13 protein-coding genes and 1 riboswitch are annotated in these 12,339 nt (G+C 37.2%); of the genes, 7 read left to right on the forward strand and 6 right to left on the reverse strand.

Going from position 1 to position 12,339, the window contains the following annotated elements; translation table 11 throughout:
• The first annotated feature begins 18 nt into the window (after nucleotides 1-18).
• Together BN986_RS17585 and BN986_RS17590 are read left to right on the forward strand one after the other, a co-directional pair.
• Nucleotides 19-510 carry a PH domain-containing protein gene (locus BN986_RS17585; RefSeq protein ID WP_040982568.1) on the forward strand — a complete coding sequence of 164 codons (492 nt, stop codon included), beginning with the start codon at nucleotides 19-21 and terminating at the stop codon, nucleotides 508-510.
• Nucleotides 507-2,012, forward strand: coding sequence for a PH domain-containing protein (locus BN986_RS17590; protein ID WP_040982570.1), 1,506 nt, complete (start codon nucleotides 507-509; stop codon nucleotides 2,010-2,012). Before BN986_RS17585 ends, BN986_RS17590 begins: the two co-directional genes overlap by 4 nt.
• An 85-nt stretch (nucleotides 2,013-2,097) precedes the next feature.
• Here BN986_RS17590 and BN986_RS17595 read toward each other — a convergent pair whose 3' ends face one another.
• The 4 genes from BN986_RS17595 to BN986_RS25820 all read right to left on the reverse strand — a co-directional run bounded on the left by BN986_RS17595 (nucleotide 2,098) and on the right by BN986_RS25820 (nucleotide 4,328).
• Entirely contained in the window at nucleotides 2,098-2,385 is a 288-nt protein-coding gene (locus BN986_RS17595; protein WP_052400872.1) for a GNAT family N-acetyltransferase, read from the reverse strand.
• Nucleotides 2,386-2,413: 28 nt separating this feature from the next.
• A complete protein-coding gene (locus tag BN986_RS17600; protein ID WP_040982572.1) occupies nucleotides 2,414-2,710 on the reverse strand; it encodes a hypothetical protein in 297 nt (98 codons plus the stop codon).
• A 462-nt stretch (nucleotides 2,711-3,172) separates the two neighbouring features.
• Complete coding sequence (locus BN986_RS17605; protein ID WP_040982574.1) at nucleotides 3,173-3,796, reverse strand: TetR/AcrR family transcriptional regulator; 624 nt, start codon at nucleotides 3,794-3,796, stop codon at nucleotides 3,173-3,175.
• Nucleotides 3,797-3,965: 169 nt separating this feature from the next.
• Nucleotides 3,966-4,328, reverse strand: coding sequence for a hypothetical protein (locus BN986_RS25820; RefSeq protein ID WP_052400874.1), 363 nt, complete (start codon nucleotides 4,326-4,328; stop codon nucleotides 3,966-3,968).
• 349 nt (nucleotides 4,329-4,677) lie between these two features.
• Here BN986_RS25820 and BN986_RS17615 point away from each other — a divergent pair, with 349 nt between their 5' ends.
• The 3 genes from BN986_RS17615 to BN986_RS17625 all read left to right on the forward strand — a co-directional run bounded on the left by BN986_RS17615 (nucleotide 4,678) and on the right by BN986_RS17625 (nucleotide 7,852).
• Nucleotides 4,678-5,580, forward strand: coding sequence for an alpha/beta fold hydrolase (locus BN986_RS17615; RefSeq protein ID WP_081922249.1), 903 nt, complete (start codon nucleotides 4,678-4,680; stop codon nucleotides 5,578-5,580).
• Nucleotides 5,581-5,721: 141 nt separating this feature from the next.
• Entirely contained in the window at nucleotides 5,722-6,264 is a 543-nt protein-coding gene (locus BN986_RS17620) for a hypothetical protein (protein WP_040982578.1), read from the forward strand.
• Between the two features lie 73 nt (nucleotides 6,265-6,337).
• A complete protein-coding gene (locus BN986_RS17625; protein WP_081922250.1) occupies nucleotides 6,338-7,852 on the forward strand; it encodes an SLC13 family permease in 1,515 nt (504 codons plus the stop codon).
• Nucleotides 7,853-8,009: 157 nt separating this feature from the next.
• Here BN986_RS17625 and BN986_RS17630 read toward each other — a convergent pair whose 3' ends face one another.
• The gene (locus tag BN986_RS17630) at nucleotides 8,010-8,765 is read right to left on the reverse strand and encodes an SDR family NAD(P)-dependent oxidoreductase (protein WP_040982580.1); all 756 of its coding nucleotides are present in this window, start codon (nucleotides 8,763-8,765) and stop codon (nucleotides 8,010-8,012) included.
• A 796-nt stretch (nucleotides 8,766-9,561) separates the two neighbouring features.
• Between BN986_RS17630 and BN986_RS17635 the strand changes: the two genes are divergently transcribed.
• A complete protein-coding gene (locus BN986_RS17635; protein ID WP_040982582.1) occupies nucleotides 9,562-10,707 on the forward strand; it encodes a hypothetical protein in 1,146 nt (381 codons plus the stop codon).
• Nucleotides 10,708-10,802: 95 nt separating this feature from the next.
• Here the strand turns inward: BN986_RS17635 and BN986_RS17640 are convergent, their stop codons facing one another.
• Entirely contained in the window at nucleotides 10,803-11,735 is a 933-nt protein-coding gene (locus tag BN986_RS17640; protein WP_040982584.1) for a D-2-hydroxyacid dehydrogenase, read from the reverse strand.
• Nucleotides 11,736-11,911: 176 nt separating this feature from the next.
• On the opposite strand from BN986_RS17640, the gene BN986_RS17645 reads away from it, so the two are divergent.
• Nucleotides 11,912-12,103, forward strand: a complete 192-nt coding sequence (locus tag BN986_RS17645) for a hypothetical protein (protein WP_040982586.1) — start codon at nucleotides 11,912-11,914, stop codon at nucleotides 12,101-12,103.
• Nucleotides 12,104-12,210: 107 nt separating this feature from the next.
• Nucleotides 12,211-12,314, forward strand: a riboswitch (TPP riboswitch).
• Nucleotides 12,315-12,339 lie beyond the last annotated feature (25 nt).

Below are 12,339 nucleotides of genomic sequence, written 5' to 3' on the forward strand. Positions count from 1 at the left end.
GAAAGGTGATTTAATTTGATGAAAGACATTCCGGCACCACAACGCAGGCTGTCCAAAGACAGTATCAAAGTTTGGCTTATTAATGAAATACTATCGAATGCGATTGGTTTATGTATACTTGGTCTATTACTCTATCTAGGCTACTATTTTTCATGGAAAGAATGGATAGCTTGGATAATCATGGGGCTGATTTTGTTTACGATTATCGATATAGGCTTCTCCCCTTTTAAACTCAAAAGGCGTTATCAGCATTGGCGTTTTGGAGTTAGCAAGGAATTTTTACAATTACGGTCAGGGGCGCTTTTCCAAAAACATCAGGTGATACCCATGACGAAAATACAATCCGTATCCATTCATCAAGGACCATTATTAAGAAAATATAAACTTTATCAGCTGAAGGTCAACACGATAACAACACGGCATACCATTCCTCCCTTAGATGAAATAGAAGCAATGGTACTTCGCCAGCAAATCGCAAGCTATGCGAATGTGAAGGAGCGGGACGCATGAATCACGAGAAACGTTATCATCCCTTGCTTATGCTCTATGATGTTTGGCGCTTGATCAAAAACATGTTCTTCTTATTTCTTTTTTTATTTGTTATTCGAGCAAATTCTGATTTTTGGCTATTTACTTATGGACGTTTTGCCATCGTTTTGTTATTTCTGTTTATTCTTTTAGCTATTCCAATGCGATGGTTGACAAGCAAATTTAAAATCGGAAATAAAAACTTACAGCTAAACCGGCGATTCTTGATAACAAGCAGCCGTACGATACCTTATGCAACGATTCAACATACCAGACAGAAAGCAACTTTATTTCATCGCATGTTCCATATGACTTCATTGACGTTAGAAACGAGCACCACAGGAGGTAATAGTACCATAATATTTCATGTTTTAAAGCAGGAAGAAGTACAGGAAATCGAAAAATATATTCGCGAAAAAAAGGACATTAACATTTCAGAGCATAATGATGAGGAAAATTTGTTGGACCCGGCATCTGAAAATGTTCAGACAGATAAGGATAAAGCAAATCGTGTCGTCCACTTCTCGCCGACAGCCTATGATATTTTCAAAGCTTCCCTGGCATCATTTAGCTTTATAGCAGTATTTCCCATTGCATGGTCGCTGATGTCAAACTTCATCCAATTATTTTCTATCGGCGGAAAGGTGGAAGATGTGTTTACCGATATTCTGGGTTCGTGGCCATGGTGGGTCATGCTCATATTCCTGATCTTGATGATACTAGTGGCTATTGCAGCCGGTGGTGTATTAACGATATATCGATATGGTAAATATGAAATTACTTCTGATTTCGAAAAAATTTATATCACCCAGAGATTTTCGGAGAGAACTACCTTTAGCATTTCAAAAGTAAATGTGCAAGCTGTACATATACATCAATCAGTGATAAAAAGAATTCTCGGTCTTGCCGAAATAAAATTAATTTGTGCAGGAAGTACAGGAAGAGAAGATGCAGAAGTGAACAGATTGTATCCATTTCTTCCTGTACAACGCGCATACACAATGGTTGAAGAGATGTTACCCTCCTATCAAGTAACTTCGGTAATGAATCGTCTGCCTAAAAATGCTTGGTGGATTCAGATGTTAAAGCCCAGTTGGTTTTGGATAATCGCGACAGGTTTTCTTTATTATGTCAAACCTGACTTTTTAGGGTTGGAAGTACCTTGGTGGATTCTTTCCATTCTTATGTTCATCCTGATAATGGTGTCCAGACTGCTTTATTTCTATCAGACTCGCTATACGATAAACAAATCAATGGTCCAGTTTAAGACGGGTGGTTTTAACACAAGCGTTTTCCTATCTACTAAAAATAAAGTAGTGGAATTACAACTGACACGCCATATCGTACAGCAAAAGCTGGGGTTAGCTTCTATTGTGATAAGTAACCATGCAAAGCCTGTCATGCAGACAAAAATAAATAACCTTCCGATTGGGTGGTGTGAAGAATTTAGTAGATGGTATATGGCGAAAGAATTATCAAAATGAAATTTTCCTTAATAGCATGTTCTCAGAAAGACAATACTCTAAAAAAGGGATGTTGTCTTTCTCTTCACTAATTGGAGAAACAAACTTAAGAACGTTCATGTATGTATAGCATAAAACAATTAACTAATTCAATCGACTTCGTATTTCTAGTATCTATACACGCTTCAAATTCAACAATCTTATATTCTTTTATTAATTTATTTATCATCAACGACAGAGCTTGTGTAGCATATCCTTTTCCCCAATAATTTGAATTTAAAATGTAGGCAACAGATGCCTTTTTATCGGTCATGAATATTGTCGCTTGAAGGGTTCCAATATATTGTGATATTTCACTATCATACACTGCATAATTTAACCATAATTCATCCAAATGAGATGGCGTAAAATAATATCTTTCACTAATATCTCATCACTAATACAAAAATCACCATAACAAAGAAAAATAGGATATCATCTTTAATTGTTATTTTATTTTCAGCAAAAAATAAACGGCTAATAATAATAGAGACAATCGGTACAACAATAATCCCTAAAAAAAACAAAAAACCTTCTAGTATTCTACTTACAACTAGTAAGCTGAAAACCGAAGAAATTCTAAAAATAGAATAAACCCAACTTGTTTTTACTTTTTCATCAAAAACGGAGTATACTACCTCTAAAGCAGTAACAAATACGAAAATTATGATATAGGACATGATACGCTTCCTTATTTTTAAAATAATAACGGTAGTGTCAATAAGGTTATGCCGCGTTTGACGTCAAGGGTCCGTTTATAATAACCATTTTTACCCCGCTCGAATTCAGGCTGTTCAACTTCAAGGAACTGTTTTCCTTCATCCATTATATTCATTGAGCTTTGACGAAATCACGCACAAGGTCTAGTTAACCCATAAACTTATTAACCGTTATACTTTGAGACATAGTAAGATTTCTCATTTTTATTTTTTTATGTCTAATTCTGAAGATAACCTACCTCTTCTTTGTCTCAAAGATTCTACACAAACTATTTTACTTCATCCTTTATTTTAAAGCTATAGTAAACGAAAGCAGTGAACTTGTTTCCTTTAATAGCATGTTAATCATTTCTTAGAACTTCACATCTGTAAAGAAGTCTGGAGATCTTGAAGATAGTAGAAATAAAAGGTATTGATTCCCTGTTATTTATTCTGTATAATCCCACTTTCCAGTATTTGAATAATTCTTTCCGTCTCCACTTCTTCATCATCCCAATTTGCCTCCGGAAGAAATACATAACGCGCCACAATATACGATAAGATAGATGTAGCAACAGTACGTATAATTGTATCTGTCTTCATATCAGCCAACTGCCCTTTGTCTTGATAATACTTGACGATTTCCCGCAGCTTATCAAAAATATCATTCCCTACATATTCAATAAACTTTTCTTTCAAATCGGGATGAAATGGGATTTCTTGCACTAATATTTTTAACATCGGCAAATTTTTTTTGATAAATTCTTTTCGGTTCTCAATCATCGCCCGGATAAAATCTTGAATATATTCAAATTCCTGGTCAAGCACCTTATTGAGATCTTTTTTTATCATTGGTGCAAGCCATTTCACCATCATTGGCGAAACGACTGCCAGCAGTAGCCCTTTTTTTGATTTAAAATGTTTGAAAATCGTTCCTTCTGCTACCTCAGCTTTATTGGCAATTTCACTTGTTGATGTCCCAGCATAGCCTTTTTCTGCAAATAGGTCTGTTGCCGCTTCTAATATTGCTATTTGTTTTTTGGTTAATTTTGGTTCATTATTTGTCATTAAAACTCGCCTCTTATCACGTTAGACATATCTCTAATTACACTATATAGGATAAGCATCTAATTTGTCATGAATAATGAGATTTCTTAATTATATTTATTGTTACTGTTTGCTCAGCAGATAAAACCTGCTGTTCAATGCGAACTCGAACTGCAGGTTTATAATCTCTTTATTTCTTTGGTAAATTCTCTATATCGTTATAATTATCTATAAATAACTTTTTATAATAGGGGGTTGTTTCAGTTCGCCTTCTCTGAAATTCGTTATAATCAAATGGCACAACCTGTTCGTCTGGCGGCGCAAACGGATCTTTATCCAGTATCATTGGGGTATGTTTGAAATCTTTCGCAATTTCGAACATGCATAGCTCGCATAAAGTAAATTCAAAGAAACAATCATCGTATGGACTGCCATACCCAAAATAGGCGCTAAAATCATGAAAGAAATTCCCTTCGAAGTTATCCATTTCATATTCTGTATGATAACGTCCACAACGATTACAGTGAAATGTACGGTTTTCTCTTTTAGCCATTTAATCCCTCCAAAGTAGACTTTTCATAATTATAAGAATAATACTTTCCATTGTAAAGTTTCCAATCCATACGATAAGTAATTTCAAATTTAGAGAAAAAAATAAGGATAATCAACCTGCTTCATATGATAAACTTAATTTAGTATTAAAGAGGATGTTCAAAAAGTCCAATAAAAATGACACGGCGAATTTCTGCGTTGACGTGTTTTTTCCGATACTCACGTATTATAAAGCATACGCTCCGCTCGGAAAAAACACGTCGCCTTGAACTTCTTGGTCCTATTTATCGGACTTTTTGAATACGTACTTAAAATAAAAATTTCAAATTGCTATCAAGGGATGTGACTCTTTGAATTTTATCGATATTAATGGCCATAAGTTAGAAATCTTACATCAGGGTACAGGTAAACCAGCAATCCTCATATTATCCGGAATGGGATCTCCCTTCTATGAATGGGAAGAAATTACATCTGCTCTTGCGGAAAACTATCAAATCATCATGTACCATCGTCCAGGGCTAGGTAAAAGTGAATACACCACTGCAAAAAAGTCTACTGAAAACGTTACGAAAGAAATCATGCAAATCCTAAAGAAATTAAATATAACCGAACCTATCCTTCTAATAGGTCATTCTTATGGCGGCTTATGCGCACAGCATTTTTCAAAAGTATACCCGGACAAAATTAGAGGTTTATTACTATTAGATTCTACCTCTGTAGATTTGTATAAGCTGGACCGATTAGATTTACCCTATCTAAACGAAAATGATTCGGATGCTGCATGGATTGAAAAATGTAAAGAATATGCAGCATTATCTTCCATCGAGCTTTTAGGGCAGTTAGCACCTGTGTTAACGGAAAGTCAAAAAAAGCTTCCGCAAAAGACGCAAGAAAAATTAATTGCATTTTACACAAATCCTTCATTATATAGAACCATGATTCAAGAGATTTCAAATTGGGAAAAAGATGCTGAAATCATTAAATCTTTACCTGTCAAGGACGCATTTCCAGTAACGATTATTGGTCGTGATAAGAAAAAAAGTATATCCGATCATGTGGAAAGCGGCATCCCTAAAGATGAGGCAGCATTATTGGAAGAAACCTGGCATCAATTAATCATTGAACAGCAAGATTATTATAAAGATGCTAAGCTTCTTTTTGCTTTACATACCGGTCACGATTTTTATTCCGACCAGCCTCAGTTAATAATCAACGAAATAAAAGCGTTAATCCATCAAAGAAGATCTTACTAAAAAGAAAGGAAGATTCACTTTATACCTGATTGCAAATTAAAACTATCTTTTACCAAGTTTTATCAATAAATCTGCTGGGAATAGTATTACAAGAAATCCCAGCAGATTTATTATTTATTGGGAATTTGGAGTGATAAACAGATGTTAGAATTCTTTTACCAAACACCTGCTATAGGAAAATCTACAAAAGAAATGCAACTGAAACAAGGTAGACAGGTGATTGGTTTTATGCATATTTTCTTTCGTCAAGAGCGAGTCCATCATCCTAGTAATGATATTAATATCGAGGTCCGTTCAGCACAAACAGAAGATATTATTACTATTGAACAAGAAGCATTCAGTTTTAAAGATGGTTATTATAAGTGGAAGGTTTACAAAAATAATCAGGAGATTGGAGAGATGGAAGCACCAGAAGGGAACCTCCTGCAATTTCAACAAGTCAATGTCCATATTGATGACTTCCCTAAAATTTCTATTCATGAAAAAGCAAGTGGAAAACATGTCATCTTAGATGAGGCAAATCACCCTGTTGGGGAAACAAAAAAAGCAAATCGATTTCATCCGCTAAAAATTTTTAAAAGAGAGCTTGAAGGATACATTTCTCAGGAGCATATAACGGAAATAACCCCATTATTTTATGGCGTCATTCATACATTTTGGTGTTCATTAAGAGACCGGTATTAAAATAATCCAAGCTGCTAATCTTATAACCACGCAACGAAGCTTTATCTTTACATAAAACAAAGGGGGTATCATAATGGCATCCAAAGAAAATAATGAAAAAAATCAAGAAAACAAACCGCATTATACAACACGTAACTGGGTCGGGCTCATTCTGGGGCCGGTATTATTTGCCCTCGTTTATTTCCTCATTCCTGAAAACGTTTTACCTCACGAGCAGAAGGTAGTACTGGGAGTAACACTGTTAGTCGCGACCTTCTGGGTTACAGAACCTGTTCCAATGGCTGCAACTTCCGCATTGCCGCTTGTCCTGTTTCCTGCTTTTCACGGTGCAGATATTGATACAGTCGCACCTGCTTACGGCAGCTCTGTTATTTTTATGTACGGAGGCGGTTTTGTTATTGCCTTGGCTATACAAAAGTGGAATCTGCACCGGCGGATCGCACTCAATGTGATTAAAATGATTGGAACGAAAAGCAATCGTATGATACTAGGAATCCTGATTGCCACAGCAGGAATTTCCATGTTCGTTTCCAATGCTGCAACTGCTTTGATGATGCTGCCAGTTGCTATCGCACTTATTGATGAAGTGAGGGATAAAGAAATACTTAAAGGACAAAACTTTGATTATTTTTCAAAAGGTATCTTACTTGCTGTCGCATATGCAGCAACAATTGGTGGTCTTGCGACGCTGGTATCTGCCGTTCCGAATGCCCTCTTAGCGGGAATTGCATCTTCACAGCTTGACCGGACAGTTACCTTTGCGGAATGGCTGTTCTTTACAGGACCTATTGCAATTATCTTGTTAGTTATCTTATATTTTTATCTTACAAAGGTTAAATTTAAAGTTAAAGCCTCCGAAGAAGCTGATGGTGCATTGAGTTTCATTAAAGATGAACTGAATAAACTTGGCAAACTTACTACAGATGAAATAAAGGTTGGCATTGTCTTTTTAATCACAGTCACGTTATGGATTGTATCACCATTTGTTTCCAGCGTCGGATTCATACCTGACAACATCGGTACATTCTTTGATGAGCTGGATGATGCGACCATTTCTGTCTTTGGGGCAGCACTTTTATTCTTTCTGCCAAGCTCCCATAAAGCAGAACGCATCCTTGAATGGAAAGACATGAAGGATTTGCCTTGGGGAATTCTCCTTCTTTTCGGAGGAGGTATGTCTATCGCAACAGCATTTAGTGAATCTGGCTTGAATGATTCTATCGGAGAAGTACTGCAAATGCTTCAAGGAATGCAATATATCTTTGTACTACTACTGCTTGTTGTTTTTGTACTTAGTATTACGGAGATTCTTTCAAATACAGCTGTATCGAACCTATTCTTGCCGCTGACTGTCGGGTTGGGGATTGCTATTGGAATTGATCCGCTTCCACTTATGGCAGCCGCAGCATTATCAGCAGGATCCTGTTATATGCTTCCTGTTGCAACTCCGCCGAACACAGCAGTATTCAGCGCTGGATATTTAGAAGTTTCCGACATGGCTAAAGCCGGGGTATGGTTGAATATCATATCCGTTGTGGTTATTACCGCTGCAGTGTATTTCTGGATGCCGATTGTTTTCAACTTATAAGCTAAGAAAATGCACCACTACAATCGCATATCTATCAACTGCTTATGAAAATAATCCAATACAAAATGGTTCCGGTTATCAACAATAGATAACCGGAACCATTTTTTAGTTATTTTTGGTTGGTCAGGTCTTAGCCTTTTCTTTTTGAGAAATTGAATTAAAGCGAGCTGGTAGAACCGCCATCAATCGGAAATTCAGCACCTGTTGTATACGACGAATCATCTGATGCTAAGAACAGCACTGTTTTGGCTACTTCTGCCCGTTTCCCTAAACGACCAAGCGGATACGTATTACCGACTTCATCCGCGGTCTTTCCCTGCTGCTCTGCTCCATAGTCCGCCATTTGTGTATCGATATAACCGGGATGGATCGAATTCACACGAATCTGGCCTTTGGCGACTTCCATCGCAACATCCTTACTCATAATACGGACTGCACCTTTGCTTGCACCGTATAATGCATGTCCAGGAGCTCCGCCAAGTCCTGCGACAGAGGAAGCGTTAATAATCGAACCGCTTTTTTGCTTTTGCATCACTGGCAATACATGCTTCATGCCCAGGAAGGTTCCTGTTACATTGATATTCATTAATTTGTTCCAAGTATCTAATTCAATTTCCGTGACTGGCTTGATGATATAGATGCCGGCATTGTTAAACAGGACATCAATTGTTCCAAATTGATCAACGCTCTTTTTAACAACGTCTTGCCAGTCTTCTTCCTTACTGACGTCATGCTTTATCGAAATAGCCTCTGCTCCAAGCTCTTTTACTTCCTTTTCTGTTTCTTCTATACCTTCTACATTCACATCTGTCAAAATAAGCTTTGCGCCTTCTTTTGCAAATAAATGAGCTGTCTCTTTTCCAATCCCTGTTCCAGCACCTGTGATTAATGCTACTTTATCCTGCACTCTCAATTTAACTCCTCCTTGAACGAACTAAAATTATGAAATTTGCTTCTTTTATATTCATCTCCTTAATTTATATATTTAAACACACTTCATATTTTCTTAGCAGTACACTAATAGATTACTTGCAAATTCCCTTTTCCTGATCATTTATTACGGAGAACCCGTCCGTAAAACTCCCGCCTCAAAATAAAGCTTGAAAATAAATTTATTTAGGCGGGAGATCAAGTAAGCTAACTCCCTGAATCACTTAGGCTAACTCAGTGGGAGAAGAACGGCAGACTAAGGTCGCGACGTCCTGGGGTTGGGGCTGGGACTGCGGTTACCAATGTTGTCAGGTTAATGATTTTTTTAATATTTTATTGGTTACAGATAGATAACAACAACTATCTAGCGGAGGAAAAATACGGAGACTCCTGTGGGAATGCGCAAATGTCTTCGGTGGGGCGAGTAATCGCAGTCCCAGTGGGAAGACCCCGCAGAAAAAAAGTGCTCTTCTTTTTTTCGAGGAGGCTGAGCTCAAGCCCACGGAAAGCGTAGTGTTTTTCTGGGGTTGCGATTACTCACCCCACTATAACCCGTCGCAGCGGTCGTACTAACCTGACAACATTGAGACCTGCGATTACTCGGTCTATTAAAATCGTTGCTGCGGTTACTCGTCCCATCGTAAAGAGTTGTGCGTCGAAAACTCCCACTGAGAGAAGTTTCGTTTTATAACCAAATAAGGATATGCTACGATGAGTATAAACTCAGCCATTATTTTATATAGATTATTCGAGTGATAACCGAGCGGAGGAAGATCTAAATGAAAAATAACCTGCATCAACCCATTACAGGGACCATTCAGACACCACAGGAAACGACACGACTTCTTAAGCGGGTGATGAAGCTGTTTATAATCATCTGCATTATTACCAGTGGAGGCGGTATCTATTATCTTGTTTCCGAGCCACCTCACTGGATCCTTGCTTCTACCCTGCTTTTTGTTGGAATTGGATTTGCATTTTTGATTTTTTTGATTATATATTTCATAAAAAAAATGAAAAGATACGAAGTTGATTATGAATTAAATGAACAAGGATATTTCCAAGTTAAAAGAGATCTTAGGACAGGTACAAAAGAGAACATAGCTGTACCCTTTGATTCCATTCATGAAATCATTGTAGGAAATAATATGATTGACCGGTCTCAATACAGGGTTGTTCAGTTCTACACCGGTGCTTTTATGGTAGTAAAATACGGTAATAATCAAATTTGCTTTATCGAATTTTTTGATAATAACGAACTTTACCAATGGATTGACCGCTTTCATGATAAAGGTATCCCATTGTTTAAGACGTATCATGATCTTCGTCCTGCTTACTTAGATGCTCAAAAGATGTCTGCCGATTTTAACCAGCTGGAGGGTAAACCTTGGAATGGCAAAAATTTACCGATAACATTAGGTGAAACAATACAAGGAAACCCTTTCCCTCCATGGGAGCCCGAATCTGAGAAAGCTTCCGGCAAGCAAAAACCTGATATGGATATTAGAGAACAGACAAAAAAGTGGGAGTTCAGAACTGGAGTAGTGCTGTTCATCTACGCTGTTATTCTCGGATTTACAGTCATGCCTTGGCAGCCGGTCGATGAAGATAATGTATGGGTGATGGGGTCTCTGTTTATTCTTGGTGTTTTTATTCTGAATATATTGCTGCCCATTATCCTTGTTTTTTGGAGAGCTTATACAAAGTGGTATCTGCCTATTGTTTATTTTGCTGTTATATTAATTGGACACAGCCTTCCTGTATGGTTTGTCTCGTTATTTGTTGACACGCCACCTCTGTTGCTTACCGTTTTTTCCTTTGATTTGCTCGTTTTTCTATTTGGATGGATTCCTGGTTTCATCTTGGTCAAAATATTAAAAGGTATCTATCATTTTTGGAAATACAATCTGCGCAGAGAATCATAAAAAGGGGGAATCCGCTCCCTCCCCCCTTCATTACATATTCATTTGTTCATATTCCATTTTCTTTCCTCTTACAATCCTTCTATATTCACTTGTTGTCAATATCCTTTTTGAACATCTACCTCGTTTGCCAAGTATTGCTCTTTTTCCACTTTATCCAACGTGGTAACAAAACAATCTACGGCTTCTTTTGCCGTTGTCACAGCCGATATATGCGGGGTGACGGTTATCTCAGGATGTTCCCAAAAAGGATGGGATGCAGGCAGCGGCTCTTCCTGGAAAACATCTAATACGGCAAAGCGTACCTGCTCCTTCTCCACAGCTCTGATCAGATCTTCCTCAACAACAGATCCACCTCTTCCCACATTAATCAAACCAATATTACTGGTTTGATTAAATAATTCTTTATTAAATAAATTTGCTGTTTTATCAGTTAATGGCAGTGTATTGATGACATAATCTGCTTCTTTTAGTATAGAAAATGATGCATCCACGGCTATAACTTTCTCAAAACCAGGCTTTTGCTTCCCGCTTAAAGAAATACCATATACTTTCATTCCAAACCCGGATAGAATTTCAGCCACTTTGGTGCCGATTTCACCTGTCCCATAAATCACAGCTGTCTTCTCACTCAATAATACAGGAGTTTTTTCTTTCCAGACTTTCTCTTCCTGCTGAGAAGCAAACGCTTGATGATTTTGACTATCCCTTAATATATAGCTTAAACAATATTCCCCAATCCGCTGTCCAAACGAGCAAACAGTCCGTGTTAATAATACGTTTTCATTCCAGTTCTGATTATACAAAAAGCCATCGACACCGGCTCCCAGAGAATGTACCCACTTCACTTTGCTGTAGTCCGCAGCTTTCTTGATTTGAAATCCGCAGAAAGCATCAGCCCAGTCCAGCTCTTTCTCAGTCAACATATCTTCCGTAACATAACGGATTTCTTTATCCAGGTTCTCGTGTTCTATGTATGCTTTCAGTTCCTCTATCATGGGACTGACAACAATTATTTTTTGAATATCCATCGTAACCGCTCCCTTCTCTTTTAATTCTTATTATAAAGGATTTTTTCATGTTTGTACGGTAGAAAAGCTTTGTTCTTAGGCTCTTACCACACTGTTATTCAACATGTCTAGTCAATATATGTAAATATTGATATACTGGATCTTTCATATTTTCATACATAAGGAGTTTACTAATTATGAAGGATGTATTTCTAACCGTTTTATTTTGCATGATAGCTTCTATCGGTGTCATGTACTTATTTTACCCGCTTATAGACTTGATACTTACAGGGATAAACTTACCTGGACTTTTCGATTTAATGATTTTCTTTTTACTGCTCGTGATTCTAAAGATTTCACTTGATAATAAAAGGAATATTGAAAAATAAAGTAATCCTGTTAGAAACTAATTTTTAAACTTCAGGAATTCTCAAGCCTCTTTACAACTCATATAAATTTAGTTATGATATGAATTACCATAACAACTGCATAAACCGAATCTCACTAGGGGAGCTTTTTTAAATAGCTGAGAAGGTGAAAACCTGACCCTTAATACCCGATCTGGATAATACCAGCGTGGGGAAGTGTAGTGGACCGTATGTCAATCGTTTTATTGATGCTACAT

It is taken from the genome of Oceanobacillus jeddahensis (genome assembly GCF_000750635.1).
GTDB classification, from domain to species: Bacteria; Bacillota; Bacilli; order Bacillales; family Amphibacillaceae; genus Oceanobacillus; species Oceanobacillus jeddahense.